The sequence below is a fragment of the Thermus sp. KWY1 genome, assembly GCF_057547025.1.
Map to the genome: position 1 here is coordinate 25,338 of NZ_BAAJPG010000040.1, position 26,425 is coordinate 51,762.

Here is a 26,425-nt window from a genome sequence, read left to right on the forward strand (position 1 = left end):
TTACCGGGTAGATTAAGGTTTTCGCTTGACCGCAAGGACCCAGCCGGTGTTCCCCTGGTGCCTCATTGCGGTACACCCTTCCTACCCTCGGGGGGCCGCGTGGCCGGTACGTGGGGGCGATCCCGCTCCCCATGAGTAATCTAGCCTGGATTTCCTCCCTGGAACCCCGGCTCCTCGATTGATGCCTTGGTTACTTTCCCACCACTCATCTAAAGGGCTGTAGGAAGACCCAGGTGTGCATATCGTTAACCTAAAGACAAACACTGGTCCACTCCTACCATTACATAAAGTCCCTTACTTCGAAGAGTTCATACCTATCGTTAACGCCACTCAGTTCAATCGTCCATTCCTTACTTGACATTCTATGTCTGCACATTTATACTGCCTAGCCAAGGGTGGGCCCACCCGACCGCCAGAGGAGGTGAACCATGTTGAGCAGCCTCAGGAGGTCACGATTATGGCTTGCCCTCGCAGGACTTGCGACCTTTCTGCATGCTTATGCACAGGAAACGGTTAGAGTGGGCGTTCTTCACTCCCTTTCCGGTACTATGGCCATCAGTGAGGTAACCGTAAAGAACGCCACGCTCCTGGCCATTGAGGAGATCAACGCCAAAGGTGGTGTTTAGGGACGCAAGGTCGCGCCGATCGTGGAGGACGGCGCCTCGGATCCTGCCGTTTTCGCCCAGAAGGCCCAGAAGCTCCTGCAACAGGACAAGGTGGCTACTGTTTTCGGAGGCTGGACTTCGGCAAGCCGAAAGGCCATGCTTCCGGTCTTTGAGCGGCTGGGAGGCCTCCTCTGGTATCCCGGTCAGTTCGAGGGCAACGAATGTTCCCCGAACATCATGTACACGGGGGCCCAGGCCAACCAGCAGATCCTCCCCGCTTTGGAGTGGGCCTGGAGCAAGGGATACCGGCGCTACTTCCTAGTAGGGTCGGACTATGTCTTTCCGCGCACCGCCAACCTAATCCTGAAAAAGCACATCGAAAGCCGGAAGGGCGTGGTCGTGGGGGAAGAGTACGTTCCCCTCGGCGGCACAGACTTCAGTAGCGTGGTAACCAAAATCAAGGCTTCGGGTGCGGACATCGTTCTGAACACCATTAACGGGGATTCCAATGTGGCTTTCTTCAAGCAGATGGCTGCCTCCGGCCTTTCGCCAGCGAAGCTTCCGGTCATGTCCTTCAGCATCGCAGAGCAGGAGGCCAAAGCCATAGGCCCCTCTCTTCTTAAGGGAAGCCTGGCCACGTGGAACTACTTCATGACCTTGGATTCACCGGCGAACAAGCGGTTTCTACAGGCCTACCAGGCCCGGTATGGCAAGGAGGCGGTGGTCACGGATCCCATGGTCCACGGGTACGTGGGGGTCTACCTGTGGAAGGCGGCGGTGGAAAAAGCCGGGTCCTTTGACGTGGACAAGGTCCGCAAGGCGGCAGTTTCCATGGGTTGGGTGGAAACCCCACTGGGGAGTGTGCGTCTGGATGTCAACCAGAGCCTCTACCAAACCGCCTACGTGGGAGAGCTACAGGACAACGGCCAGTTCAAGATTCTCTGGGCCTCCAAGGAACCCATTAAGCCGGAACCCTACGACCCGCTAGCCTTCCCAGGCAAGACCTGCAAGCTTCATTAGGAGGTGAAGAACATCATGGGGGAGTGGGCGTTTTTTGCAAACCAAACCTTTAACGGGCTTAGCGTCGCCTCCATTCTAGCCCTGGTGGCGGTGGGTCTGGCCATGAGCTTTGGGCTCCAACGGGTCATCAATATGGCCCATGGGGAATGGCTGATGCTGGGAGGTTATATGGCCTACCTGGCGTACCAGGCCCTGCCCCTCCCCCTTTGCCTCCTGGCAGCGTTACCCCTTGGCTTCGTTGTAGGAGCCCTTGCCGCCCTCCTACTGGAGGTTGCCGTGATACGCCACCTGTATGGGCGGCCCCTGGAGACCCTCCTGGCCACCTGGGGTGTATCCCTCATCCTTCAACAAGCCGCACGGAACGCCTTCGGCCCCGTGGGGGTGGAGGTGGCAGCACCCCCTTGGCTGGCTGGAACGATCCACCTGGCCGAGATAAGCCTCCCCTGGGTGCGGCTCTTTGTCATCGCTCTGGCCGCGGCTGCCCTCCTGGGCCTCGCTGCTTTCCTGCGCCACACCACCCTAGGCCTACAGCTAAGGGCCGTGAGCCAGAACCGGGAAATGGCTGCTTCGTTGGGCATCTACACCCGGGGGGTGGACGCCGTGGCCTTTGCCCTGGGAGGAGGACTGGCAGGACTGGCCGGGGCGGCGCTGGCCTTGATCGCCCCGGTGACCCCCACCGTGGGGCAAAGCTACATTGTGGATGCCTTCCTGGTGGTCATCCTCGGGGGTGTGGGCAGTCTGGGCGGCGCCGCCTTGGCTGCCCTCCTCCTGGGGTTAACCTCGGCCACCTTGCAAGGGCTGACCAGCGTGAGCTTGGCCAAGGTTATCCTTCTTTTCCTCGTGGTCCTCTTCCTACAGCTCAGGCCCCGGGGGCTCCTACCCTCGCGCACGCGGGCCCTCGAGGAGGTGTGACATGCAGAGAAGCCTTGTGGCCCTCCTGCTCATGGCGGTGATACTTACCGTTTTGCCCTTCCTGGTGTCCCCTTACGACCTCTCCCTCATGGGCAGATTTTTGGCGGTGGGTTTGGTTGCTCTCGGCCTGGTTTGGGCCTGGGGCTACGCAGGGATCCTAAGCCTGGGCCAGGGCATTTTCTTCGGACTCGGAGGGTACGCCATCGCCATGCACCTGAAACTGAGTGCCCTCTCCCCTGGGGAGCTCCCTGACTTTATGGTCTGGAACGGCATCGAGGCCCTACCCTGGTGGTGGGCTCCCTTCAGGAACCCGGTCTTCGCCATCTTGATGGCTGTCCTCCTGCCTGCCGCCCTAGCCTTTACCCTGGGTATTCTCCTCTTCCGCCGGCGGGTAACCTGGGTGTACTTCTCCCTGATCACCCAGGCCCTAGCCCTGGCCTTTTCCACGCTGCTGATAAGCCAGCAGGGTCTGACAGGAGGATTCAACGGTTTAACCAATTTCGCCTCCTTTCTCGGGCAGTCCTTCGCCGACCCCATTTTCCAGCGGGGCCTCTACTGGGCCACGGCCCTCCTGGTCCTGCTGGTTATAGGGGGCTCCCTAGCCCTCCGGTCCACCCACTTTGGCCTGGTACTTCGTGCCCTTCGGGAAGGAGAAAACCGCACCCGCTTCCTGGGTTACGACGTGGCCCTCTACAAGGCAGCGGCCTTTTCCCTGGCAGGCTTTCTAGCGGGTCTTGGGGGAGCCCTCTTCACCCTGCATGCGGGTGTGGTCTCTCCGGCCTTCGTGGGGGTCCAGCCCTCCATCGAATTTGTCATCTGGACGGTCTTGGGGGGTAAAGAGAGCTTCTTCGGAGCGGTGTTGGCCTCCTTGCTAGGAGGATTTGTACGGGATCGGGTAAGCAGCCTCTTCCCCGATCTTTGGCTCTACCTGGTGGGAGGGCTGTTCGTGTTGGTGGTCTTACTTCCGGCTCTCCGGTCCACCTACAGGAAAGGGGCAGAAGGGGTGGAAGGCCATGGAAGACTTGCTCAGGGTAGAAGGGCTTGAGGTAACCTACGAAGGCGGTTTTAAAGCCCTGGACGGGGTGGACCTGAAGGTTACGAAGGGAGAGCTTAGGGTCCTCCTTGGTCCCAACGGTGCAGGAAAGACCACCCTTTTGGACGCCATAAGTGGAAGGGTGCGCCCATCCCGCGGACGCATCCTGTTCAGGGCAAAGGAAATCGGGGGAACCCCCGAACACGTCCTGGCCTGGAAGGGAGTGGGACGCAAGTTCCAGAACCCAGGAGTCCTCAACGGGCTTACGGTGTTGGAAAACCTCGTGGTGGCCACCCGCAGGCGAAAAGGGCTCCTCACATCCCTAGGACCAGGCCTTAGCGCCGAGGAATGGGAGGTATTGGAGAGCACCCTAGGGCTCGTGGGGCTACAGGATAAGCGGTACGTGAAGGCTGCCGCCCTCAGCCACGGGGAACGCCAGCGGCTCGAGCTGGCCATGGTGCTCTCCACCGGAGCGGAGCTCGTACTTCTGGACGAGCCCACCGCTGGCCTGACCCGGAGCGAAACGGAGGCCGTCGCCGACCTTTTGAACCGTTTAAGGGGTGCAAAAACCGTGGTAGTGGTGGAGCACGACATGAACTTCGTGGGGAAACTCGCAGCAAGCGTTACGGTCCTGCATTTGGGCAAGGTGCTTCGGGAAGGAACCTTTGAGGAAGTGCGCCAGGATCCCAAAGTACGGGCGGTTTACCTGGGGAGGGCCTATGCTTGAAGTCCTGGACGTGGAGACAGGCTACGGCGATGGCCAGGTCCTCTGGGGCGTGAGCCTAGCTGTGGACCGGGCAGAGGCGGTAGCCCTCCTGGGGCGCAATGGGGTGGGGAAAACCACGCTTCTGAAAACCGTTCTCGGCCATCTTTCCCTGAAATCGGGCCGCGTGGTGTACAGGGGTCGGGACATCACCCGCTTAGCCCCCCACCACCGCGCACGGCTGGGTATAGGGTACGTGCCCCAAGGACGGGGTATCTTCCCCTTCCTCACGGTGGAGGAGAACCTTAAGACGGGTTTGGCAGCCCTAGCGGGCCGCCTTCATCCGCGGGCCCAGCGGATACCCGAGGCGGTATTCGAACTGTTCCCCATCCTCTGGGTGCTGCGGGCTAAGAGGGCGGGTGCCCTCTCCGGAGGGCAGCAGCAGCAGCTGGCCATCGCCCGGGCCCTCGTGGGCCTTCCCGATCTGCTTCTGCTCGACGAACCCACGGAGGGCATCCAGCCCACTGTGGTGGAGAAGATCCAGGAGGCTTTGCTCTGGATCCGTAGCGAGCTGCGCATCGCCCTCCTGGTTGTGGAGCAAAACCTGGACTTCGTTTGGGGCTTTGCCCAACGCTTCTACGTCATGGATCGGGGCCAAGTGGTCATGGGTGGCAAGGTCCGGGAGGCCAATCCGGAAACCGTGGCCCAGATGGTGAGCCTCTAGGAGGTGGGAAGATGCGCCTTACCCCACGGGAGATAGATAAGCTCCTGATTTTCCTGGCGGGAGAAGTGGCCCGCCGGCGCCGAGCCCGCGGCTTAAAGCTTAACTACCCCGAGGCGGTGGCCTTGATCACGGCCGAGATCCTGGAGGGGATAAGGGATGGAAAGAGCGTTGCCGAGCTAATGGAGCTTGGGACACAGGTCCTCACGCGCGACGAGGTGATGGAGGGGGTTGCGGAGATGATCCAGGAGATCCAGGTGGAGGGCACTTTTCCGGATGGCACCAAGCTGGTCACTATCCACAACCCCATCTGATAGGAGGCAGAGCAAGGAGGCCCAGGATGCAAGTGAAAAGACGGCTTCTGATTTTCGTAGCCTCTAGCAGGCCAGACCCGCTAGCCCACGCACAGGCAACCAAGCCTTTCCTGAGGAGGTAGCTCGTGGACGCTGGATCGTTCCTTTCCCTCTTAGCCGTGGGGGTGCTTTTAGGCCTGCGCCATGCCTTGGAACCCGACCACGTGGCAGCGGTGGTCAACCTGGTGACCCAGCAAAACAACCCCTGGAAAGCAGCAGGGGTCGGCGCCCTTTGGGGCCTGGGGCACCTCCTGATCCTGGCGGCGGTAGGGGGCGTGATCCTTGCCTTGCACCTGCCCCTACCCCGGGGACTCTCGGCAGCCATGGAGCTCGTAGTGGCTCTGGCTCTAGCCTGGCTAGGCCTGGGAACCTTGAGAACCTGGAAGCGGAGCTCCTTTGTGGGTCGTTCTCCAAGAAGCTCCCTACTCTCCCCCCCCTTCTGGGGGGTTATCCACGGCCTGTCCGGTTCGGCCGCTTTGGTTCTCCTGGCTTCCAGCCAAATGCCCAGCCCTCTCTGGGCCTTCCTCTATGTGCTCGTCTTCGGCGCAGGTGCCCTCTTGGGAATGTTCCTTATGAGCCTGGCCGTGGGGGCGCCCTTTGTGCTGGTGGCGGGACGGGTCCGGTACCTGCAACGCCTGGCCTCGGTAGGGGTTGCCCTCGGCAGTCTGGCTGCGGCCTCGGCCATCGTGTGGGACTTTTTACGGGGGGCAGCATGATCCCGGGAGAGTACATGTTGGAGGAGACACCCATAGAAATCAACTCAGGCCGCAGGGTTATCCGCATCCTGGTGGCCAACACGGGGGACCGGCCCGTCCAGGTAGGTTCCCATGCCCATGTCTTCGAGGTGAACCGGGCCCTTCGGTTCGATCGGGAGAAAGCCTACGGGTTCCGGCTCAACATCCCTGCTGGCACGGCGGTGCGGTTTGAACCTGGGGAAACGCGAGAAGTGGAGCTGGTCGAATTGGGAGGTAAGCGAACGGTTTTCGGCATGAATGCCCTGGTTACGGGATCGTTGGAGGAAAACCGAGGAGTGGCTCTAAGGAAAGCCCATGAGAGGGGGTTCCTATGAGGCTTCGGCGAGAAGACTATGCCAGGCTTTACGGCCCTACCAAGGGTGACCGCATAAGACTGGGGGATACCAACCTCCTGCTGGAAATCGAGGAGCACCGGACTGTTCCGGGGGAGGAGGTGGTCTTCGGCGGGGGCAAGGTGATTAGGGATGGGATAGGCCAGTCCCAGCTGAGCCGGGAGCAAGGAGCCCTGGATTCGGTGATCACGAACGTGATCGTCCTGGATTACTGGGGCGTGGTCAAAGCGGATGTGGGGATCAAGGATGGCCGCATCGTGGTCCTGGGTAAGGCGGGCAATCCCGATGTCCAGGAGGGCGTAACCCCCGGTCTAGTTATCGGTCCCGGCACCGAGGTGATATCCGGGGAAGGAAAGATCCTCACGGCCGGCGGAATCGACGCCCATATCCACTTCGTCTCCCCTCAACAGGCATGGGAAGCCCTTTACAGCGGCATCACCACAATGATCGGCGGGGGTACCGGTCCTGCGGAGGGGACCAAGGCCACCACCTGCACCCCAGGCCCCTGGAATCTCCACCGCATGCTGGAAGCCCTCGAGGGGCTACCCGTCAACTTCGGGCTCCTGGGTAAAGGCAACGCTTCCCTAGAAGGCGCACTGGAGGAACAGATCCTCGCCGGGGCCATCGGATTGAAGATCCACGAGGACTGGGGCGCCACACCCGCGGTCATCGACGCCGCATTGCGGGTCGCGGACCTCTACGACGTACAGGTGGCCATCCACACTGACACCTTGAACAAAAGCGGCTTTGTCGAAGATACCCTGCGGGCCATCGGCGGCCGCACCATCCACGCTTACCACTCCGAGGGGGCAGGCGGTGGGCATGCTCCGGACATCCTGAAGGTGGTAGGCCACGCCAATGTGCTTCCTTCCAGCACCAACCCCACCATGCCCTACACGGAGAACACCCTGGCGGAGCACCTGGACATGGTGATGGTCTGCCATCACCTCTCCCCCCGGATCCCCGAGGACGTGGCCTTTGCCGAGTCCCGAATACGGCCAGAAACCATGGCGGCCGAAGACGTCCTGCGCGACATAGGCGCCATCAGCATGATGTCCAGCGATTCCCAGGCCATGGGGCGTGTGGGGGAAACCATCCTCCGCACCTGGCAAACAGCCCACAAGATGAAGGAGCAACGTGGGCCCTTGCCGGAGGACTCCGAGAGGAACGACAACTTCCGCATCCGGCGCTACCTGGCCAAGTACACCATCAACCCAGCGATCGCCCACGGGATCGCACAGTACGTGGGTTCTGTGGAACCCGGCAAGTACGCCGACCTCGTCCTCTGGGATCCCCGTTTTTTCGGGGTAAAACCCGATCTCGTCATTAAGGCGGGCTTTATTGTGGCCGCCCCCATGGGGGATCCCAACGCCTCCATCCCCACCCCGGAACCGGTTTACTACCGGCCCATGTTCGCCGCCTTTGGCCGGGCCTTGGAAGAGGTGGCCTTCACCTTCGTGTCCAGGGCCTCCTTGGAATCAGGGAACCTGCCGGCACGCCTGCGGCGCAGGCTCCTTCCCGTGGGGGGCGTCCGAAACCTGAGCAAAAGGGACATGCGATTAAACGACGTCCTTCCCTCCATCGAGGTGGATCCGGAAACCTACGAGGTGCGGGTGGACGGCCAACCCATTACCAGCCATCCGGCCGGGCGTCTACCCTTGGCCCGGCGCTACTTTCTCTTTTAGGAGGATGTCATGGAACCGATTCTAATCACAAGGCTACCCGATGCCGGCAACCGTGAGGAAGGCCTTGAAACCGTACCGATTCCCTTGACCGTAGCCGACCGCAGAAGGGTACGCCGCCTCTTGACTGCTCCGGACGGTCAGGCCTTCTACCTCGCCCTGCCGACGGGAACCGTGTTGCGCCCGGGCACCGTGCTCTGGGCTGGTGGGGGCAGAGCGTATATGGTAACGGCGGCGGAAGAGGATCTCCTCCGGTCAGGCCGCGAACCCTTAGGGAGGCGGCCCAGGTAGGCCACCTCCTGGGCAACCTCCACAGGGACATAGTGGCGGAGGGAAGGTTTATCTACGCCCTCTGGGACGAAGGCCTTTACCATCGGCTTAGGCAAAAGGGCTTTGCGGTTGAGCGGGTCCAAGGGCCATTTGTGGGGAACACCCCAGGGGAGCACGCCTACTAGGAGGAGGCATGGGGGGAACGCTCTCGCTCCTGCGCTTGCAGCAGATCCTTGACTCCCAGTTCCCCATCGGAGCTTTCGCCCACTCGTGGGGTCTGGAGGCCTATAGTCAAGGAGGAAACCTGTCCCAACGGGCCCTGTATGACCTGCTCCATGCCAGCTTAACCCGAGGCAGCGTGGGCCTCGAGGGGGCAGCTTGCGCCCTGGCCCACTTCCGAGCAGGTAGTCCCAAAGAGCTATTGGAGTTTGCCCACCAGTTCGCAGCTTGGACACCCATAGCGGGCCCCAGGGAAACCAGCTTGCGGCTAGGTGGACGACTCCTCCGCATTCTCAGCCGCCTTTACGGTTTGGCCTGGTCCCCTTCCGTTCCTCCCCACCAACCTCTGGTCACAGGCTGGGCCCTCGCCCGGTTGGGCCTGCCCCTATCCCTCGCCTTGCCCGTCTACCTGCAAAGCAGCCTGATGGCCTTATTGGCCGCAGCCATACGGAGCATCGCCCTTTCACCCGAAGCCGCCCAAGAAATCCTTACCCAGCTTCAGCCACACATCGCCACCAAGGCTAGGGCCATCCTCGAAGACCCTGATGCCCACTTCTACACGGCCACGCCGGGTTGGGATTTCTGGGCGGCGGTGCAGCCCCATTTGGAAACCCGTCTCTTCTTGTCGTAAGGAGGTGAGATGCGTGGGACCGGTGAAGATTGGCATCGCTGGGCCTGTGGGATCAGGAAAAACCGCCTTGATCGACCGTTTGTGCAAGGCCATGCGGGACCGCTACTCCCTGGCGGTCATAACCAATGACATTTACACGTACGAGGACGCGGAGCTCCTGGTGCGTTCAGGCGCCCTACCGCCCGAACGCATCAAAGGTGTCCAGACGGGAGGCTGCCCCCACACGGCCATCCGCGAGGACCCCTCTGTCAACCAGTAAGCGGTGGAGGAAATGCTGACCCGCTTCCCCGACCTGGACATTCTATTCCTGGAATCCGGGGGGGACAACCTCGCCGCCGCCTTCAGCCCCGAGCTTGTGGATGTGTTCATCTATGTGATCGATGTGGCCGGGGGGGATAAGATCCCACGCAAGGGAGGTCCCGGTATCGTGCGCAGCGACCTCTTGGTCATCAACAAAATCGACCTTGCCCCCCTCGTGGGGGCCGATCTCGCCGTGATGGCACGGGATGCCAAGAGGTAGCGTGGAGAGCGTCCCTTCGTTTTCACCAACCTCCAAACGGGAAAGGGACTGGATGAAACCGTGGCTTGGATTCGCCGAGAGTTCCTTTTTGAAGAGGCCTGAGCCCAAGAGGGTCCATTCCCTGGAGATCCACATGGTTTACCGTGGTGGAAGGACCCTGGTGCAACGGGCCCATTCCTCAGGAGCCCTCCGCATCCTCCGTCCCTTTGACCTGGGGGATAGGATCCTTCTTCAGCTCATCACCCTGGGCCCTGGCCTCCTGGACGGCGACCTTTTCCGCATCGAGGTGCACGTGGGGCCAGGAGCTAAGGCGCTTTTGGTGAACCAGTCCGCAGGGAAGGTCCATCCAGGACTTGCGCGTCAAGAGGTGGTGATCCAAGCCGCCCAGGAAAGCGAATTGGAGTTCTACCCAGGGCTCTCCATCCTGTTCCCCCAAGCATCCCTGGAACAACGAACAAGGGTCTGGCTGGAACCCGGTGCCCGCTTTGGCCTTTTGGAAACCTGGGCCTTGGGCCGGATGGCGAGAGGCGAGGCATGGGACTTCGTCTTCCTCGACACGCGCACAGAGGTGGACCAAGGCTCCATCCCCCTGTTCCGGGACGCCCTCCTGCTCAGTCCCCTCAACGCCAGCCGGCCCGGGTTCATGGAAGGACGCCCCTACCTGGCGAGCGGGTTCTGGACCTGGCCTGCCCCCGACCCGGGCATGGAACTTGGAGGAACCTGGGCACTGGCCTGGAGTTCCACCGCCCAGGCACACCTGGTGCTTCGCGGCACAGCCAGCGAAGGTGCGGGCCTACTCGGGGCGCTCACGGACCGTCTCTATGTGTGCCGTCAGAGCTGGGGATTGGTGAGGCTGGACCTTGGCCGGTACTCCAGCGCTTGGGCGGGGTCGGGAGCCACCCCTATCTCGTTCCCGGGTCAACCACGAACGTCCTGCGGCAAAACCGGGTGCGAGCTTCCATCCCCGAGAACCCCAAGCCCCTGTTGACAGGGCAAAACACAGGGTGATATGTTGTCGCGGAACCAGAAGGAGGTTTTGGCATGAAGCGTTGGTTGGTTGGTTTGTTGGTTCTAGCCCTCCTGGCCATGGCCCCATCCTGGGCCCAGCAATCCCGCATGGATCTGGTCAAGTCCCGGGGAAAGCTCATCTGCGGCGTGAACGCCGTACTGCCCGGGTTCGGCTTCCTGGACCAGAAAACCGGCAAGTACACGGGCTTTGACGTGGAGTTTTGCCGGGCGGTGGCCGCCGCCATCTTCGGGGACCCGGACAAGGTGGACTACGTTCCCTTGGACGCCCGAGTCCGCTTCCAGGCGGTCCAGAACGGTGAGGTGGACGTGGCCTTCCGCAACACCACCGTCACCGCCAACCGGGACGGGGCCTTGGGGGTGGACTTCCTCCCCGTCACTTTCTACGATGGCCAGGGCGTCATGGTGCGCAAGGGCCGGGCCAACAGCCTGAGGGAGCTGGAAGGGGCCACCTTCTGCACCACCCAGGGCACCACCAACGAGAAGAACATCTCCGACTACATCCGGGCCAAGCGTTGGCGGAACACCAAGCTGCTCACCTTTGAAGACGGAGCCAAGGTAATGGCCGCTTTCCTCCAGGGCAGGTGCGACGCCTTCACCGCCGACAAGTCGCAGCTGGTGGGGTTCCGGGCCACGGCCCCCAACCCGGAGGAGCTGGTCATCCTTAAGGAAACCATCTCCAAGGAGCCCTTGGCGGGCTTCGTGCGCGAGAACGACTCCCGTTGGCGGGATGCCCTCACCTGGATCGTGTACGCCACCATCCAGGCGGAGGAATACGGCATCACCAGCAAGAACCTGGATAGCTTCTTGAAATCCGATGTGCCCGAGATCCGGCGGTTCCTGGGCCTCGAGGGGACCCTGGGCCAGGACCTCGGGCTCCCCAAGGACTTCACCGTGCGGGTGATCCGGGCCGTGGGGAACTACGGGGAGATCTACGACCGGTTCTTCGGCGCCAAGAGCCCCTTCTACATACCCCGCACCGGCACCCTGAACGCCTTACAGCGCTTTGGCGGCCTCATGTACAGCCCTCCCTTCCGCTAAGGCATGCCTCGCCTAAGGGACCTGGTCCTCCAGGCGCTGGTCCTCGGGCTGGTGGCCTGGGGGCTGGCTTACCTGGTGGGGACGGCCAAGGCCCGCATGGCCGCCCAGGGCATCCCCTTCAATTTCGGCTTCCTCTCCCAGGAGGCGGGCTTCTCCCTCTCCGAGGGGGTCACCTGGTCGCAGGGGGAGGGCCTTAGGCCCTACTACCCCTCGGACACCTACTGGCAGGCCTTGCTGGCGGGCTTTTTCAACACCCTTAGGGTAACGGTTCTGGGGCTTGTGGCTGCAAGCCTCCTGGGCCTCCTGGTGGCCATGGGCCGCTTATCCGGCAACCCCTTGGCCCGGGGACTGGCCTTCGGCTACGTGGAGCTGGTGCGCAATACCCCTCTCCTCCTCCAGCTTTTCGTGTGGTACTTCGGCCTCCTCCTCAAGCTTCCCCCTTGGGAGAAGGGGCTGGCCCTTGGAGGGGCCTACCTATCCCAGCGGGGCTTGGTTCTGCCCGAGGTTACCCTGGCTCCCGGAGCCCTTGGGCTCCTCGGGGCGGTCCTCTTGGGGTATGCCCTGCGTAAGGCCGGGAGGTGGGCATGGATCGGGCCCCTCCTGGTCCTTGTTGCGGCCTGGCTGGTCCTGGGGCCGCCCATCCGGCTCGTCCCGGTGGAGGTGGGGCCCTTCGGCCCCAGGGGTGGAACCTCCCTGACCCCGGAGTTCGCCGCCCTCCTCTTTGGCCTCACGGTGTACACCTCGGCCTTCATCGCCGAGGTGATCCGCGGGGCCATCCTGGCGGTGCCCAGGGGGCAGTGGGAGGCGGGTTTAAGCCTGGGGCTTTCCCCCAGGGATACCTTCTTCCTCGTGATCCTCCCCCAGGCGGTGCGCGTCGCCGTCCCCCCCCTGGCCAACCAGTACCTGAACCTGGCCAAGAACACCTCCCTGGGGGTGGGGGTGGGGTATCCCGACCTCTTCTCCGTCTACTCCACGGTGGCCAACCAGTCCGGGAGGAGCCTCGAGGCCATCCTCCTGGTCATGGGGGTGTACCTGAGCCTGAGCCTGGGCATCAGTGCCCTGGTCAACGCCTATAACCGCCGCGTGGCCCTGAGGTGGAAGCTATGAGGCTCATCCGCGCCCTTTTCGGTTCCCCCGGCAACGCCCTGCTCACCCTTTTCCTCCTGGCTCTCCTGTACGCCTTGGGCAAGGCCCTCCTCCTTTGGGCCCTGGGGGCCCAGTGGTGGGTGGTGACGGAAAACCTCCGCTACTTCTTCGTGGGCCAGCTGCCCACAGAGCTCACCTGGAGGGCCTGGGTTACCCTGTTGGCCGGGCTTGTTGCCCTGGCGGGATGGCTGGGAAGGCTGGGGATCCTGCCCCTGCCCAAGGCGGGCTGGGTGCTGGTGGTAGGGATAGGGGCAGGGGTTCTGGCCCTGCCCCTCCCCGTAACCCTCTGGAGCGGGCTTTTTCTCTCCCTCCTCCTCTCCCTCAGCGCCATGGCCCTGGCCTTCCCCTTGGGGGTGGCTCTGGCCTTTGCCCGGCAAAGCCGGCTCGTGGGGCTCCGGCTCCTGGCCATTGCCTACATCGAGGCTGTGAGGGGGGTGCCCCTGGTTTCCCTCCTTTTCCTGGCCTTCGTGACCCTTCCCCTCTTCCTTCCTGAGGGCTTCCGGCTTCCCCAGGTGGTCAGGGCCCTCCTGGCCTTTACCCTCTTCGCTGCCGCCTATCTGGCGGAAAATGTGCGGGGCGGTTTGCAAGCGGTGCCCAAGGGGCAGTGGGAGGCGGCCTACAGCCTGGGCCTGAGCTCCTTCCAGGCAGCCCTTTACGTGGTCCTGCCCCAGGCTCTCAGGGCGGTGGTCCCTGCCCTGGTGGGCCAGTTCATCTCCCTCTTCAAGGACACCTCCCTGGTGGCCCTCATCGGCATCCTGGACCTCATGGGGGTTGCCAGGGCGGTGCTGGCCAATCCGAGAAACGTGGGTCTGGAGCGGGAGGTTTACCTGTTTTTGGCGGTGGTCTACCTGGTGGTGTCGGGCGCCTTCTCCTACGTGGGAAGGCTGGTGGAACGGCGCATGGGACTCGGCGTGAGGTAGAGGATGGACCCCATCATCCGCATCCACAACCTGCACAAGTGGTTCGGTACCCTGCACGTGCTGAAGGGGATCCACCTGGAGGTGGCCCCTGGGGAGAAGCTGGTGATCATCGGTCCCTCGGGCTCGGGGAAGAGCACCCTGATCCGCTGCATCAACCGCTTGGAGGACTTCCAGGAGGGGGAGGTGGTGGTGGACGGCCACAACGTGAAGGAGGAGCGGGCCCTCAAGGAGGTGCGGCGGGAGGTGGGGATGGTCTTCCAGCAGTTCAACCTTTTCCCCCACATGACGGTGCTGGAGAACATCACCCTGGCCCCCATGCGGGTGCGGGGCTGGACCCGGGAGCGGGCGGAGCGGAAGGCCTTGGAGCTTTTGGAGCGGGTGGGGATTTTGGACCAGGCGAGGAAGTACCCGGGGCAGCTATCCGGGGGCCAGCAGCAGCGGGTGGCCATTGCCCGGGCCTTGGCCATGGAGCCCAAGGTGATGCTGTTTGACGAGCCCACCAGTGCGTTGGACCCGGAGATGGTGGGGGAGGTGTTGGACGTGATGCGGGACCTGGCCCGAGGGGGTATGACCATGCTGGTGGTGACCCACGAGATGGGGTTTGCCCGGGAGGTGGCGGACCGGGTGATCTTCATGGACGGGGGTCAGATTGTGGAGGAGGGGAGGCCGGAGGGGATCTTTTCCTCCCCCAGGGAGGAGAGGACCCGGGCCTTCCTGCAACGGGTCTTGCACCACTAGAAGGAATGGATGGGCAGAGACGTTTGGAAACGGACGTTTTCACGGCCTCGAGGTTCAGCGCCAGGGGGAAACGGTTCACCTGAAGAGGGTTTCCGGGCACTCACATGTTCACGCTAACTCTTCCTCAAGGGAACACGCGTGCTCAAGACCCGCTGTCCCCCTGGAAAGCACCTTGAGCTGGATCGCCCCCTGGTGGGAAAGAACACCTCGTTATTCGGGCCGCCACCACGCATCCCACCAGACCAAGTCCTTGGGGAACGCGTTCTCCAGATACCCAAGCCCAGAGGAACCCGGTATGCAGCCTCTCACCGATATGGGAAAACATGCCCACGTCCGCTCAACGGCCCCTACCGGTTCCAAGCCCTAGGGGGTTTCCACTTCCTCCGGGGAACCCTGACCCCAAAGAGGACACGCCACTTGACACGTGGAAGCACTGACATTCCCATGACCTACTCCCCTTAGGGTGCAAAGGGGAGGTAAGGCTATGAGAAAAACCTTCCGGGTTCTATTGGGACTGGCCTTAGCCTTGGGTTCGGCGTGGGCAGCTAAGCTGGCCGTTTTTCCCTACGACGGGGCAGCCCTGCTGGCTGGCCAACGCTTCGACCTCCGGGTGGAGGCCTCGGAGTTAAACGGTGCGCTAAAGGATTACCGCATCACCCTGGATGGGGTACCGCTTACGGGCTTGGAACAGACCTCCCAGGCAACGGGAACGGCCGAGTGGACCCTCCGTGGCCTCTCCTTGCGTCCAGGCAGCCACACCCTCGAGGTGAAGGTCAAGGACGAAGCCGGCGAAACCCAAAGGATCGTGCGTTGGGAGGCAAGGCAGTACCCCCGTCCTCTCCGTCCAGCCAAGAACGTCATCCTCTTTATCGGCGACGGGATGGGCTGGAACACCCTTAACGCCGCCCGCATCATCGCCAAAGGGTACAACCCGGAAAACGGGATGCCTAAGGGATTCCTCGCGATCGAAACCGGCTATGGCGGCATGGCCACGGTGGTGACCAGCAGCTTCGACAGCTTCATTGTCGATTCCGCAAACTCCGCTTCCTCCATCATGTCGGGGCTTAAGCTGCCGGTTAACGCCCTAAACGCCGGCCCGGCCAACCTCAAGGACACCCTGGCCCACCCCCGGGTGGAAACCCTGGCCGAGATGATGAAGCGGGTGCGCGGGGCCAGCCTCGGCGTGGTCACCACCACCTTCGGTACGGACGCCACCCCGGCCGCGGTCAACGCCCACACCCGCCGGCGTAGCGATTACCAGGCCATCGCTGACCAGTACTTCGGGCGCGGGGGATTCGGCATTCCCCTGGACGTCATGCTCTTCGGGGGTTCCCGCGACTTCATCCCCAAAAGCGCACCGGGCTCCCGCCGCAAGGACGATACCGACTGGATCAGCGAGGCCCAAAAGATGGGCTATACCTTCGTCAGCACCCGCACCGAGCTCCTGGCCGCCAAACCCCAGGGAAAGCTCTTTGGCCTCTTCCACCTGGACAACTTCCCCAGCTATCTGGACCGGGCGGTTTGGAAGCGGCCTGAGATGCTGGGTAGCTTCACCGACATGCCCTACCTGTGGGAAATGACCCAGAAGGCCGTGGAAACCCTCTCCCAAAACCCCAACGGGTTCTTTCTGCTCGTGGAAGCGGGAATGGTGGACAAGTACGAACACCCCCTGGACTGGCAACGGGCCCTGTGGGATGTGCTGGAGCTGGACCGGGCAGTGGCCTGGGCCAAGCAGTACGCTGCCGAGCACCCCGACACCCTGGTCATCGTGACCGCCGACCACGGGCACTCCATCTCCGTCTTTGGCGGCTACGACTACTCCAAGCAGGGTCGCGAGGGTGTCGGGGTCTATCAAGACGCGAAGTTCCCCACCTACGGCGATCGGAAGGACGCCAACGGGTTCCCCCTGCCCGAAACCAGCTGGGGTATTGCGGTGGGCTTTGCCGCCACCCCTGACTACTGCGAAACCTTCCGGGGCCGGGAAGTCTACAAGGACCCCACCATTTCCGACGGCAAGGGCGGTTACGTGGCCAACCCGGAGGTGTGCAAGGAACCCGGCGCCTATCTTCGCACCGGCAACCTCCCCGTCAACTCCAGCCAAGGGGTGCACACCGCCGATCCACTCCCCCTCTTTGCCTTCGGCGCCGGATCCCAGCTCTTCAACGGCCTGATTGACCAAACGGAGATCTTCTTCCGCGTGGCCCAGGCCCTGGGTCTCAACCCCTACCTGGGCCGCTAGCCCGTTTTCTAAAGAGGGTCATACCCCATGAGCCTTCCCCGCCCGACCTCAAACCCCTTGCCCTGGAATCCCGCGATCTGGGTCCTCTTGCTGGGGTTTTGGTTGGGCGGGGGAGGGCTCGCCCAGGTCACCCTGGACTTTGCCGACCTTTACAGCCAGGTGACCGTAAGGGGAATCGAGTTTTCACCCCGGTTGAAAGCCCTTAACGGTCAGCGGGTGAGCATGACGGGCTGGATGGCCCCACCCCTCAAACCCAAGCTGGACTTCTTTGTTCTGACCAAGGTCCCCCTGGCCACCTGCCCCTTCTGCTCCACGGCCGCCGACTGGCCCCCGGATATCGTGTTGGTGATCATGCCCAAAGGTCAGGAGGCCAAGCCCACCACCCGCTGCATCCGGGTAACGGGGCGCCTGGATATCGGGGTTAAGGAGGATTCCCAGACCGGCTTCGTGAGCCTGGTGCGGATCTACGCGGACCGGGTGGAGGAGGTGCCCTGATGGGGGAGGTGCGCCTCAAGGGGGTGGTGGTGCGCTACGGGGAGGAGGTGGCCCTGACGTTGCCGGACCTGGAGCTGGCCGCCGGGGAACAGGTGGTCCTGCTGGGTCCCTCCGGGAGCGGGAAAACCACCCTTTTACACCTCCTCGCTGGCCTGTTGGTGCCCAGCGAGGGAGAGGTCTGGGTTGCCGGGATGAACCTGGCTGCCTTGAACGAATCCCAGCGGGATGCCTATCGGAGAGGAAAGGTGGGCTATCTCTTCCAGGACTTTTACCTGGCCGAAGGCTATACCGTGCTGGAGAACGTGCTCCTGGGGCTGGGCCTTGCGGGCATAAGGGGGAGGGCGGCGGAAAACCGTGCCAAAGAGGTCCTTAAGACCCTGGGTCTGGAACATCGTCTGGGGCACACTCCCGAACGCCTTTCCACTGGGGAGCGGCAAAGGGTGGCCCTGGCCCGGGCGGTGGCCCACCGGCCAAGCCTCCTCCTGGCCGACGAGCCCACGGCCCACCTGGATCGTTCCAGGGCAAAGGTGGCCCTGGAGCTCTTGATCCACACGGCCATCGGCCTTAAGGCCACCCTGGTGCTGGCCACCCACGACCCGTGGGTGGTGGGCCATTTCCCCCGCCAGGTGGAGCTCTAGTCTCCCGCTTGGAGGCTTCCATGACCCTGTGGATCGTCGTCAGAAACCTAAGGGTGAGGGCTTTTTCCACTTTCCTCACCCTTGTCGGGATATCCCTGGCCACGGCCATGGCCTTGGTCGTTCCCCTGGTGCTCCAGTCCCTGGAAAGAGGGGCGGCCAATGCCGCCCAGGTCTTCGACCTCCTCATCGCCGCCAAAGGTAGCCCTACCCAGGCCGTGCTTTCGAGCCTGTATCTCCTGCAACCCCCCATCGCCAACCTGCCCTACGCCACCTACGAGCGACTGACCCGTGACCCCAGAGCAAGGCGGGTGGTCCCCCTGGCCTTTGGGGACAGTTATCGGGGCCTTCCCCTCATAGGGACCAGCACTCAGGTCTTTGAGCTCAGGCTTACGCCCACGGATCCCCCGTATTTCCGCCTGAAGCAGGGGCGGCCCTTCCTCCACACGTACGAGGCGGTGCTGGGGGCTAGGGCCGCACGGGAAACGGGCCTGGAGGTGGGCGCCGAGTTTCTAAGCGACCACGGGTTTTTCGCCAGCCAAGCGGAGGCTGCCAGCGCCCTTGCCCACCACCAGGAGGAAAAGTACCGGGTGGTGGGGATCCTCGAGCCCACGGGAGGCCCCTGGGACCGGGCCATCCTGGTGCCGATAGAGGCCTACTGGGAGGTCCACGGGGAAGGTGAGGGGAAGCGGGAAGTTACCGCCGTGCTCTTCACAGGCCGGCGCCTATCCGATGTGTACCAGGTGGCCCAGGAGGTTAACCGGAGCCCGGAAGCCCAGGCGGTCCTGCCCGGCCAGGTCTTTGCCCAGGTGAGGGAGGCGATGCTCCAGGGGCAGTCCGCCTACGGGGCCTTGTCCCTCCTGGTGCTCTTTCTGGCCGCCCTCCTCATCTGGCAAGGAATCTATGCCCAGGGCCTCGAGCGCCGCCGCCACAACGCCCTCCTGCGGGCCCTGGGAGCACCGCGGGGGCTGGTGTTTTCGGTGTTGCTCTGGGAGACGACCCTCGAGGTGGGGCTCGGAATCCTTCTCGGCGTCCTCTTGGGCTGGGGGCTCGCCGCCGCCGGCTCCGGGGCCTTGGGGGAGCGGCTTGGCTTCTACCTCCCCCCTCCGCAACTTAGCCTGGACCTCCTGGCCCGGGCCTTCGCCCTACTGCCCCTGGGCATACTGGCGGCCCTGCCCCCTGCGTTTCAGGCCATGCGGGAAAGCCCCCTCGAGTACCTCTAGGGAGGAGGATTTCCCTCTCGCTGGCGAACTCCTTGAATGGAAAGGGATGCTGACCGCGCTCTGACCCAAGGGGCTTACGGTGAACCCATGGACCTGCGCATCGCCATGGGCGTAGAAGATGCCCTTAGGTTTTCGGCACCTGAGGATCCCTGGCTGGGCCTCGAGGTCTACCTGGACCCCGCCCTCCTGGAGGAGGACGCCCTCTTCGCCAAACTGGCCACCGGCTACGAGGGGATTCTCTCCGTTCACCTCCCCTTCTGGAACCTGGACCTGGTCTCCCCGGACCCGGAGGTGCGCAACCTCACCCTCAGGCGGCTTCTCCTGGGCTTGGACCGGGCGGCGGAGCTCGGGGCGGAGCGGGCGGTCTTCCACTCGGGCATCCCCCACGGCCGCACCCTGGAGGAGGCCCTGGACCGGGCGGACCGGCTCATCCAGGCCCTGAAGCCGGTGGTGCGGCGGGCCGGTACCCTGGGGGTGGAGCTGGTCCTGGAGAACACCCACGAGCCGGAGCCCAGGGCCCTGGCCCCCATCCTGGAGGCCTACCCCGAGGTGGGATTTTGCTTCGATGCGGCCCATGCCCGGGTTTTCAGCCGGGTGCCGGAGCCGGGACCCTGGCTGGCCTTGGAGCCCGACCACCTGCACCTGAACGACACGGACGGCCTCTACGACCGGCACTGGAACCTGGGAACCGGGGTCCTCGGCCACCGGACCTGGCTTGGTCCCTACCTGGACCGCACCCTGGTCCTGGAGGTGCGGGTTGACCCGGCCCCCTCCGTCGCCTTCCTAAGAAGCCTGCGGGAAAGCCTCCCTGACCGAGCCCTGACCGAAGGGGCCTAGCCTTATCCCGAACATGGACGCCACCCTCAGCCGGGCCCAGCGCCTCCAAAGACACCTGAGGGGCCAGGGGGAGGCTTTGGTCTTCCTGCTCCCCGCCTACGCCCTTTTCCTCCTCTTCCTGGTCCTGCCCCTCCTCGAGGCCCTTTGGCTCTCCCTGCACCAGGAGGATCTCTTCGGCCGGGGACGGGTCTGGGCCGGGCTTGCCAACTACCAGGAGGCCCTAAGCCGCCCGGAGTTCTGGAAAAGCGCCTGGCTCACCCTGAAGTTCGCCCTGATCACCGCACCCCTGGAGCTCCTTCTGGGGCTCCTGGCGGCCCTCCTGGTCTACCGGCCCTACCCGGGGGTGGCCCTCTTGCGCACCCTCTTCTTCCTCACCACGGCGGTGCCCACCGCGGTGGCGGCGGTGGCCTGGGGTTGGTTCCTGCATCCCGTGGGGGGCCTTGCCAACCGCCTCCTGGCCTCCTTGGGCCTGCCGCCCCAGCCCTGGCTCACCAGCCCGGAGCTGGCCCTGCCCACCCTGGCGGTGATCACCGCCTGGGCCGGGGTGGGGTTCACCGCGGTCCTCCTCACCGCAGGCCTGCAGAACATCCCTGCGGAGATCCTGGAGGCGGCGGAGGTGGACGGGGCCGGCCCCTGGACCCGCTTCTGGCGGATCACCCTGCCCCTCCTCTCCCCCACCCTCTTCCTGGTGGGCCTCCTGGTGGTGTTGAAGAGCCTCACCGCCTTTGGCCAGATCCACCTCCTCACCCGCGGGGGGCCGGCGGAAAGCTCCATGGTCTGGATCTACCGGGTGTACCAGGATGCCTTCTTCAACTTCCGGGTGCCCCTGGCCGCCGCCGAGGCCTTGTTGCTCTTCCTGGTGCTTTTGCTCCTGGCGGCCTTGCAGTTTTGGCTTCTCGGTCGGAGGGTGCACTATGGGTAGGCGGAAAAGGCTGTGGCCCACCTACCTCCTGGCCGGGGGGTATGCCCTTCTCCTTCTCCTCCCCCTCCTCACCCTCCTCTCCGCAAGCCTCCGCCCGGAGGGGGACCTCTACGCCCCGGGCCTCCTCCCCCCGCGGCCGAGCCTCGAGGCCTACCAGGAGGCCCTCAGCAAGTTCCCCCTGGGGCGGTTCCTATTGAATAGCCTCCTGGTGTCCAGCCTCATCACCCTGGGCGTGCTCACCACCAGCCTCCTGGCCGCCTACGCCCTCGCCCGGCTCCGCTTCCTTGGAAGGGAGGCCCTCTTCGGGGTGGCGGTGGCCCTCCTTCTGGTGCCGGGGGAGGTCACCTTCCTGCCCCTTTACCTCCTGGTGGACCGCCTGGGCTGGCTGGACTCCTATCTGGCCCTGACGGTTCCCTTCCTGGCAAGCCCCCTGGGGGTTTTTCTCCTCAGGCAGTTCCTGCGCACCATCCCTGAGGACTACTTCGATGCCGCCCGGATCGACGGGGCCAACCACTGGCAGATGCTCCGCCACGTGGCCCTGCCCCTTTCCGCCCCCGCCCTGGGGGCCCTGGCGGCCCTCACCTTCATCGGGGCCTGGAACATGTACCTCTGGCCCCTGGTGGTGACCAAAAGCCGGGAGATGCAAACGGCCCAGATCGCCGTGAACTTCATCCTCAACGAGGAGGTAGCCCGCTGGAACGTGGTGGCCGCTGCGGCCATCCTGGTGCTCCTCCCCAGCCTTTTGGCCTTCCTGCTCGCCCAGCGGGCCTTTGTCCGGGGCATCGCCATGGGCGGGCTGAAGGGATAGGAGGTGTAGGTATGCGCATGTGGACGAGACGGGTTTGGGCACAGGCCATCCTCAGCACCCTGCTCCTTTTGGGCGGCGCTCAGGCCCAAAGGGTCACCCTGGAGTTCTGGCACTCCATGGGTGGGGTTCTGGGGGAAGCCACGGAAAAGCTGGTGCAGGACTTCAACAAAAGCCAGGACCGGATCCAGGTGAAAAGCCAGTACGTGGGCAGCTACGATGACGGCATCAACAAGCTTCTCGCCGCCTTGCGCGCGGGCCGGGGATACCCCCACGTGATCCAGGTCTACGACATCGGGGCCCGGATCATGGCGGACTCCGGGGCGGTGGTGCCCCTCGAGGACCTGGCCCGGAAGAGCGGGTTTGACCTGGGCCGCTTCCTCCCCCAGCCCCGCAACTACTACACGGTGGAGGGGAAGCTCTACGGGCTTCCCTTTAACTCCTCGAACCCCATCCTCTACCTCAACATGGCCGCCTTCCAGGAGGCGGGGATTCCCTTCAAGCCCACCTGGAGCCTTAAGGACCTGGAGGAAGCCGCCCGCAAGCTCACCAAGAAGGATGCCCAGGGCCGCACCGTCCGCTACGGGCTTTCCATTCCCATCGACTCCTGGTTCGTGGAGCAGATCTCCTATAACTCCGGGGAATACTTCTGCAACAACGAGAACGGCCGCAAGGCCAGGGCCACCGCGGTCACCTTTGACAACCCGGCCGCCGCGGCCTTCCTGGACATGTACGCCCGTTTGGTGCGGGAGGGGGTGGCCGCCAACACCGGGCGCAACTGGGCCGACTCGCAAAGCCTCTTCGCCCAGGGCCAGGCGGCCATCGCCGCCTACTCCACGGCCAGCCTCACGGGGGTGCTGCGGCAGGTGGGGAACCGCTTTCCCTTGCGCACCGCCTTCTACCCCTTCCTCCGGGAGCGGAATGGGGTAGCCATCGGGGGCGCTGCCCTTTATGTGCTGAAGGGCTTCCCCGAGGAACAGGTCCAGGCGGCCTGGGAGTTCGTGCGCTTCCTCCTGGAGCCGGAAACCCAGGCCCGCTGGCACCTGGCCACCGGTTACTTCCCCGTGGTGCGGGGCGTGACCGAGCTTCCCCAGGTACGCCAGGCCCACGTGAAGCAGCCCAACTACACCACCGCCATCCAGCAGCTAGCCACCAGCAAGGTTAACGCCTCCAGCGCCGGCTGCCTGATGGGGGCCTTCCCCGAAATACGCCAGTATGTGCAGACCGCCTGGGAGGAAACCCTGAAGGGGAAACCTGCCCTCGAGGCCCTCAGGGAGGCCAAGGCCCGGGCTGACCAGGCCCTGGAGCGCTACAACCGGAGCGTGGCCCAACCCTGACCCACCAGGCTCCTCCTTCCCGCTGGGGGTATCCCCCAGCGGTTTTTGCCGTTGATCTTGAGCTGACATTGGCCCCTTAGGGTAGGGGCATGCGGATCCTGGTGACCAACGACGACGGCGTCTTCAGCCCAGGGCTTTGGGCGCTGGCCGAAGCCGCAAGCCCCTTTGGCGAGGTCTTCGTGGTGGCCCCTGACGTGGAGCAGAGCGGGGTGGGCCACGCCATCACCATCGCCCACCCCGTGCGGGCCTTCCCCCATCCCTCCCCCCTGCCCGCTCCCCACTTCCCCTCCTACCGGGTGCGGGGCACCCCCGCCGACTGCGTGGCCCTGGGGCTCCACCTCTTCGGGCCTGTGGATCTCGTCCTTTCCGGCATCAACCTGGGGAGCGACCTGGGCCACGAGATCTGGCACTCGGGCACCGTGGCCGCGGCCAAGCAGGGCCGCCTCTTCGGGATCTCCGCGGCCGCCTTCAGCACCCCCATGAACGGAAGCGGACCGGACTTCGCCGCCTTGCGGCCCTGGGTGGAACGGGTGCTGGAGAACCTTCTGCGGCTGGAAAAGCCCTTTTTGGTCAACATCAACCTGCCTCACCGGCCCAAGGGGTTCCTCTGGACCCGGCAATCCGTGCGGGCCTATGAGGGGGTGGTGGTGGAAGGGGAAGATCCCATGGGAAGACCCCTTTACTGGTTCGCCGCCAAACCCCTTAAGGAGGCGGAGGAGGGCACGGACCGCTGGGCGGTGGAGCAGGGGTTTATTGCCGCCACCCCCCTCAGGCTGGACCTCACCGATGAGGCCCGCCTCCAACCGGCCCTGGCCCATGATTAGCGTCCTCATCCCCACCCGGAGCCGGCCGGACTCCCTGCGCCAAGCCCTGGCCTCCCTGCTCCGGCAGACCTTTACCCGGTTTGAGGCGGTGGTGGTGGACGACGGGGAGGGCGAGGGTATGGAAGTGGTGGCAGGCTTGGCAGATCCGCGGCTCCGGGCCCTTCCCAACCCGGGACGGGGCCAGGTGGAGGCCCGCATGCAGGCCCTGGCCCAGGCCCGGGGGGATGCGGTCCTTTTCCTGGACGACGACGACCTTCTCCTGGACCCCGCTTACCTGTACCGGGTATGGCGCATTCTGTCCAGGGAGGAGGCGGTGGTCTACGGGGAGGGGGTGCTGGACCTGGGCTCGTGGGAGATACCCTACCGCCCCGGCGAGCCGGGGGACTGGATCCTGGTGGATAACCGCATCCTGGCCTCGGGCACGGCCCTTCCCCTCCGGCTTGTAAGGGAACTCGGGGGCCTGGACCCGGAGGTGGGGGACTACTGGGACTGGGACCTCTGGCTCAGGGCCTATCGCAAGGGGGTTCCCTTCCGATACCTGAAGGGAAGGGGGGTGAGCATCGGAGTGCACGGCGCCAACCAAAGCCACGGCAACCGCCCGGATGAGCGCCGGTTCTTCCTCGAGCGGCTTCGGCAGAAGCACGGGCTTCCACCCTTAAGGCTAAAGGACCACCTGCTGCTGGCCCTGGAAGGCGCGGAGGATGGAAGTGTGCCAATGTTCACCTTCGGTCATACCTCACCGGGGTAAGGTAAGTGGGGGATAAAAAGCCCCCATGGGAGGTTTGGTCTGAACAAGGGCCTTTTGATTTCGGGAATCCTGTTTTTGGCCGCTGTAGAGGGAGGTATGGCGCAGAGCCTGAGCTTGGGTGAGCACCTGGTGCTCCGGGGCTACACGGGAAAGGCCTTTGGCCAGGTGCTGGCCCAGAACCAGGGGCTTAAGAGCCTGCACATCCTCACCAACAACACCAGCATCTGCGCGGGCCTGGTGGGAGCCATGGGGGCCAGCTACCTGGACCTCGAGGGCCAGCGCCAGCTCAAGGTGACCACCTTCGGCGCCCCCGAGGAAGTGCCTCCCTTGAAGCCCCAGGAGGAGGCCGTGGCCCTGATCTTCGGGGGACAGGCGACCCCCGAGGTGAACTACGGCCTTACCAAAAACGCCCTGAAGGCCCTGGCCGAGGCCAACTACCCAGGGGCCATCTTCTTCCACCTCAGGGTGTGGGGACCGGGCATGGTGGCCAAGGCCGCCCAGGAGGATCCGGCCATCGCCCGGTATCTACAGCAGAAGAAAAACCTCTTTTCCGCCACCTATGACTCCCAGGCCAACGTGGTCCGGGTATGGCGGGTGGCCGTGACGGAAGGCCGTCAGGTGAACGCCGAGGAGCTGGTGAAACTCAGCCCCACTCCCACCTGGGAAACCCTCCTGAAGCGTTCTCTCTAAGGCTCCCTAAAGCTTTCCCCTACCCCGGCCCTGGGGTAGGGGATTTGCCTTAACTCGCCCGTTCGGTTTGTGCTCTCTCTAGCGCATGGCCTGGGCAAACCCGGTCGCTATCTGGCGCACCAACTCCGGGTAGCTGGTGGCCTCCTCCCCCAGGATGTCCAGGAAGATCACCTCGAGGCCAAGGTTCCTGCCCAGGGGCAGGGCTTGAGTACGGGTGGCCAAGGGCGCCAGCAGGTAACGGATCTCCTTCTCCTAGGCGATCCTCCGGGCCTCGGCCACTGCCCTGGCACTGGCCTCAGGAGCCTCGGGGTTGGGGACCACGGTGTAAAGAATGGGAATGCTGTACCGCCGGGCAAAGTAACGAACCGGGTTCCTTAAGGCCAAGACTCCGGGCTTGGTCCGCTCGCCAAGAATAGCGCGCACCTCCCGGTCCAGCTTCAGGAGTTCCGCCTGAAGCCGGTCCCCGCGGGTTCGGTAGAGGACCCCGTGGGCGGGGTCAACCCTTTCCAATGCCGCCACCAGGGAGGGCACCGCCTTGGCCATCAACAGGGGATCCACCCATACGTGCGGATCAGGCCCGGTGGGGGTGGAAATGAGCTCCTCCTTAACCGCATCGGCCACCCAAAGGACCGGCGTGGCCAAGGCGTTGGGCCGGATCAGCTTGTCCACCACCCAGACGTCCAGGTGGGCACCACCCGCCACCCCCAACCTGGCTTGGGCCACCAACCGCACCTGCGACGGCGTGGGCTCGTACACATGGGGGTTGGCGGAAGGGGGAACCAGCACCGCCACCTCCCCTACTTCTCCCACCAGCTGAGACAGGAGAAGGCCATAGGGCTTTATGGTGGCAAGGAACACCGGCTTCTCGGCCACAGCCGCCGACACGATGAAGAGGGCCAGGGCTAATCATCGTTTCATCCTTACCTCCCTGCCCCTCCCGGGGCCGGGAGGGGCGGATTAATGATAGTGCTATTGCATTTGCAATCTCAACTCTCCTCCTAGCACCCCCGCCCGGGAGCCCCCGTAAGCCCCGCCAGGGACGG

General features: G+C 64.1%; 28 protein-coding genes and 2 pseudogenes. 28 read left to right on the forward strand and 2 right to left on the reverse strand.

Translation table 11 applies throughout. The annotated features are described in order from the left end of the window. The first annotated feature begins 428 nt into the window (after nucleotides 1-428). From urtA to AC27GT_RS11370, 28 genes and pseudogenes are all read left to right on the forward strand, one after another. A pseudogene (gene urtA, locus AC27GT_RS11235) lies at nucleotides 429-1,625 on the forward strand (urea ABC transporter substrate-binding protein). Between the two features lie 3 nt (nucleotides 1,626-1,628). Next, on the forward strand, nucleotides 1,629-2,537 hold the full coding sequence (gene urtB, locus AC27GT_RS11240) for an urea ABC transporter permease subunit UrtB (RefSeq protein ID WP_216640914.1): 909 nt from the start codon (nucleotides 1,629-1,631) through the stop codon (nucleotides 2,535-2,537). A gap of 1 nt (nucleotide 2,538) precedes the next feature. Next, nucleotides 2,539-3,582, forward strand: a complete 1,044-nt coding sequence (gene urtC / locus AC27GT_RS11245) for an urea ABC transporter permease subunit UrtC (RefSeq protein ID WP_172596985.1) — start codon at nucleotides 2,539-2,541, stop codon at nucleotides 3,580-3,582. Continuing rightward, nucleotides 3,551-4,297, forward strand: a complete 747-nt coding sequence (locus AC27GT_RS11250; RefSeq protein ID WP_126200251.1) for an ABC transporter ATP-binding protein — start codon at nucleotides 3,551-3,553, stop codon at nucleotides 4,295-4,297. Before urtC ends, AC27GT_RS11250 begins: the two co-directional genes overlap by 32 nt. Next, nucleotides 4,290-4,997 (forward strand): urea ABC transporter ATP-binding subunit UrtE, encoded by a 708-nt coding sequence (gene urtE / locus AC27GT_RS11255; RefSeq protein WP_124105561.1) that lies wholly within the window; start codon nucleotides 4,290-4,292, stop codon nucleotides 4,995-4,997. Before AC27GT_RS11250 ends, urtE begins: the two co-directional genes overlap by 8 nt. An 11-nt stretch (nucleotides 4,998-5,008) precedes the next feature. Further along, nucleotides 5,009-5,308, forward strand: a complete 300-nt coding sequence (locus tag AC27GT_RS11260; protein WP_124105562.1) for an urease subunit gamma — start codon at nucleotides 5,009-5,011, stop codon at nucleotides 5,306-5,308. Between the two features lie 125 nt (nucleotides 5,309-5,433). Next, entirely contained in the window at nucleotides 5,434-6,063 is a 630-nt protein-coding gene (locus tag AC27GT_RS11265; protein ID WP_124105563.1) for a hypothetical protein, read from the forward strand. Continuing rightward, nucleotides 6,060-6,416, forward strand: a complete 357-nt coding sequence (locus tag AC27GT_RS11270; RefSeq protein ID WP_124105564.1) for an urease subunit beta — start codon at nucleotides 6,060-6,062, stop codon at nucleotides 6,414-6,416. Before AC27GT_RS11265 ends, AC27GT_RS11270 begins: the two co-directional genes overlap by 4 nt. Continuing rightward, complete coding sequence (gene ureC, locus AC27GT_RS11275) at nucleotides 6,413-8,119, forward strand: urease subunit alpha (RefSeq protein WP_124105565.1); 1,707 nt, start codon at nucleotides 6,413-6,415, stop codon at nucleotides 8,117-8,119. Before AC27GT_RS11270 ends, ureC begins: the two co-directional genes overlap by 4 nt. Nucleotides 8,120-8,128: 9 nt before the next feature. Then, nucleotides 8,129-8,407, forward strand: coding sequence for an urease accessory protein UreE (locus AC27GT_RS11280; protein WP_126200252.1), 279 nt, complete (start codon nucleotides 8,129-8,131; stop codon nucleotides 8,405-8,407). A gap of 172 nt (nucleotides 8,408-8,579) precedes the next feature. Then, nucleotides 8,580-9,236, forward strand: coding sequence for an urease accessory protein UreF (locus AC27GT_RS11285; protein ID WP_487224167.1), 657 nt, complete (start codon nucleotides 8,580-8,582; stop codon nucleotides 9,234-9,236). Between the two features lie 22 nt (nucleotides 9,237-9,258). Then, a pseudogene (ureG, locus tag AC27GT_RS11290) lies at nucleotides 9,259-9,756 on the forward strand (urease accessory protein UreG). 52 nt (nucleotides 9,757-9,808) lie between these two features. Beyond that, a complete protein-coding gene (locus tag AC27GT_RS11295) occupies nucleotides 9,809-10,744 on the forward strand; it encodes an urease accessory protein UreD (RefSeq protein WP_172958210.1) in 936 nt (311 codons plus the stop codon). 53 nt (nucleotides 10,745-10,797) lie between these two features. Beyond that, complete coding sequence (locus AC27GT_RS11300; protein ID WP_126200255.1) at nucleotides 10,798-11,823, forward strand: amino acid ABC transporter substrate-binding protein; 1,026 nt, start codon at nucleotides 10,798-10,800, stop codon at nucleotides 11,821-11,823. A gap of 3 nt (nucleotides 11,824-11,826) precedes the next feature. Continuing rightward, the gene (locus tag AC27GT_RS11305; RefSeq protein WP_126200256.1) at nucleotides 11,827-12,930 is read left to right on the forward strand and encodes an amino acid ABC transporter permease; all 1,104 of its coding nucleotides are present in this window, start codon (nucleotides 11,827-11,829) and stop codon (nucleotides 12,928-12,930) included. After that, complete coding sequence (locus tag AC27GT_RS11310) at nucleotides 12,927-13,889, forward strand: amino acid ABC transporter permease (protein ID WP_487224168.1); 963 nt, start codon at nucleotides 12,927-12,929, stop codon at nucleotides 13,887-13,889. The genes AC27GT_RS11305 and AC27GT_RS11310 overlap by 4 nt, the downstream gene beginning before the upstream one ends. A 3-nt stretch (nucleotides 13,890-13,892) precedes the next feature. Continuing rightward, nucleotides 13,893-14,627 (forward strand): amino acid ABC transporter ATP-binding protein, encoded by a 735-nt coding sequence (locus AC27GT_RS11315; RefSeq protein ID WP_126200258.1) that lies wholly within the window; start codon nucleotides 13,893-13,895, stop codon nucleotides 14,625-14,627. A 484-nt stretch (nucleotides 14,628-15,111) separates the two neighbouring features. Continuing rightward, nucleotides 15,112-16,866, forward strand: a complete 1,755-nt coding sequence (locus AC27GT_RS11320; protein ID WP_124105574.1) for an alkaline phosphatase — start codon at nucleotides 15,112-15,114, stop codon at nucleotides 16,864-16,866. 27 nt (nucleotides 16,867-16,893) lie between these two features. Then, a complete protein-coding gene (locus AC27GT_RS11325) occupies nucleotides 16,894-17,361 on the forward strand; it encodes a hypothetical protein (protein WP_253665199.1) in 468 nt (155 codons plus the stop codon). After that, nucleotides 17,361-17,999 carry an ABC transporter ATP-binding protein gene (locus tag AC27GT_RS11330; RefSeq protein ID WP_124105575.1) on the forward strand — a complete coding sequence of 213 codons (639 nt, stop codon included), beginning with the start codon at nucleotides 17,361-17,363 and terminating at the stop codon, nucleotides 17,997-17,999. Before AC27GT_RS11325 ends, AC27GT_RS11330 begins: the two co-directional genes overlap by 1 nt. Nucleotides 18,000-18,019: 20 nt before the next feature. After that, nucleotides 18,020-19,219: an ABC transporter permease gene (locus tag AC27GT_RS11335; protein ID WP_124105576.1), complete on the forward strand. Its 1,200-nt coding sequence runs from the start codon at nucleotides 18,020-18,022 to the stop codon at nucleotides 19,217-19,219. A gap of 87 nt (nucleotides 19,220-19,306) precedes the next feature. Next, complete coding sequence (locus tag AC27GT_RS11340; RefSeq protein ID WP_015717559.1) at nucleotides 19,307-20,056, forward strand: sugar phosphate isomerase/epimerase family protein; 750 nt, start codon at nucleotides 19,307-19,309, stop codon at nucleotides 20,054-20,056. A 13-nt stretch (nucleotides 20,057-20,069) separates the two neighbouring features. Next, entirely contained in the window at nucleotides 20,070-20,978 is a 909-nt protein-coding gene (locus AC27GT_RS11345; protein WP_015717560.1) for a carbohydrate ABC transporter permease, read from the forward strand. Beyond that, nucleotides 20,971-21,786, forward strand: coding sequence for a carbohydrate ABC transporter permease (locus tag AC27GT_RS11350; protein WP_015717561.1), 816 nt, complete (start codon nucleotides 20,971-20,973; stop codon nucleotides 21,784-21,786). Before AC27GT_RS11345 ends, AC27GT_RS11350 begins: the two co-directional genes overlap by 8 nt. An 11-nt stretch (nucleotides 21,787-21,797) precedes the next feature. Then, complete coding sequence (locus AC27GT_RS11355; RefSeq protein WP_015717562.1) at nucleotides 21,798-23,120, forward strand: ABC transporter substrate-binding protein; 1,323 nt, start codon at nucleotides 21,798-21,800, stop codon at nucleotides 23,118-23,120. 89 nt (nucleotides 23,121-23,209) lie between these two features. After that, nucleotides 23,210-23,944, forward strand: a complete 735-nt coding sequence (gene surE / locus AC27GT_RS11360) for a 5'/3'-nucleotidase SurE (RefSeq protein ID WP_015717563.1) — start codon at nucleotides 23,210-23,212, stop codon at nucleotides 23,942-23,944. Next, nucleotides 23,937-24,692 carry a glycosyltransferase family 2 protein gene (locus AC27GT_RS11365; protein WP_015717564.1) on the forward strand — a complete coding sequence of 252 codons (756 nt, stop codon included), beginning with the start codon at nucleotides 23,937-23,939 and terminating at the stop codon, nucleotides 24,690-24,692. Before surE ends, AC27GT_RS11365 begins: the two co-directional genes overlap by 8 nt. A 96-nt stretch (nucleotides 24,693-24,788) precedes the next feature. After that, the gene (locus AC27GT_RS11370; RefSeq protein WP_126200308.1) at nucleotides 24,789-25,382 is read left to right on the forward strand and encodes a hypothetical protein; all 594 of its coding nucleotides are present in this window, start codon (nucleotides 24,789-24,791) and stop codon (nucleotides 25,380-25,382) included. Nucleotides 25,383-25,460: 78 nt separating this feature from the next. On the opposite strand, the gene AC27GT_RS11375 is transcribed toward AC27GT_RS11370, so the two are convergent. Together AC27GT_RS11375 and AC27GT_RS11380 are read right to left on the reverse strand one after the other, a co-directional pair. Then, nucleotides 25,461-25,604, reverse strand: coding sequence for a hypothetical protein (locus AC27GT_RS11375; RefSeq protein WP_015717566.1), 144 nt, complete (start codon nucleotides 25,602-25,604; stop codon nucleotides 25,461-25,463). 30 nt (nucleotides 25,605-25,634) lie between these two features. Further along, complete coding sequence (locus AC27GT_RS11380; protein WP_158305233.1) at nucleotides 25,635-26,240, reverse strand: metal ABC transporter substrate-binding protein; 606 nt, start codon at nucleotides 26,238-26,240, stop codon at nucleotides 25,635-25,637. Nucleotides 26,241-26,425 lie beyond the last annotated feature (185 nt).